Origin of the sequence: Pseudomonas sp. MWU13-2100, from assembly GCF_023242365.1 — a bacterium.
Taxonomy (GTDB): domain Bacteria; phylum Pseudomonadota; class Gammaproteobacteria; order Pseudomonadales; family Pseudomonadaceae; genus Aquipseudomonas.
Genome location: NZ_JALLIX010000133.1, coordinates 1 through 667, shown reverse-complemented (window position 1 = coordinate 667; position 667 = coordinate 1). Strand labels below are relative to the sequence as shown.

The window sequence follows — 667 nt, the reverse complement described above, 5'->3', positions numbered from 1 at the left end:
TCCGATTTCTTCGGCGAATGCACGAACGCCGTTGACACCTCCAGAATTTGCCACGCGGATCTCATGGCCAGCAGCTCTTAGCTTACGAGCAATGGTGCCGCCGATGTTACCCGTTCCAATGATGCCGATTTTCATGGTTAAGCCTCAGTAATCGTTTGCTTGCACCGATTCTAGGCGGCTGATGTAATAATGGTAAGTACCTACCAAAAGGTGGGTAGCACACCTTCGAGAAAGAAATGGAACGGGATTGGGATTGCGGCGATCCGCAAAATCGGTTGAATTGGGCCGAAGCAACGACTGAGACTCTTCGCGTGCTGGAAGGGAAATGGAAAATCATCATCTTGTGCCAGCTTTTCGCAGCCAAAGGTGCGCTTCGTTTCTCGGATCTAGAGAAGCTGATCGAGGGAATAAATCAGAAGATGCTGATTCAACAGCTAAAGCAGTTAGAAAAGGATGGCATCGTGCTGCGCACGGTGTACCCGCAAGTGCCACCCCGGGTGGAGTACCAGCTCACCCAGATCGGCCATGCACTCGGGCCGTCAATCCAGGCATTGATCGAGTGGGCCGAGATGAGGCGCGATCACATTTGATTGCGGTCGAGAATCCGCCGCTCAGAACGCTCTACCCCTAGAAAATAGCTGTCGAGACGGGTTTGCCGGACGCTTAC

The 667-nt window shown here is 52.8% G+C and carries 2 protein-coding genes; one reads left to right on the top strand and one right to left on the bottom strand.

What is annotated here, in order from left to right; genetic code table 11:
- Positions 1-135 (bottom strand): NAD(P)-binding domain-containing protein (locus M5B99_RS29705; RefSeq protein WP_248807468.1); only part of this gene is annotated, 135 nt, incomplete at its 3' end.
- A gap of 101 nt (positions 136-236) precedes the next feature.
- Here M5B99_RS29705 and M5B99_RS29700 point away from each other — a divergent pair.
- Positions 237-590 carry a winged helix-turn-helix transcriptional regulator gene (locus M5B99_RS29700; protein ID WP_103496976.1) on the top strand — a complete coding sequence of 118 codons (354 nt, stop codon included), beginning with the start codon at positions 237-239 and terminating at the stop codon, positions 588-590.
- Positions 591-667: the final 77 nt, after the last annotated feature.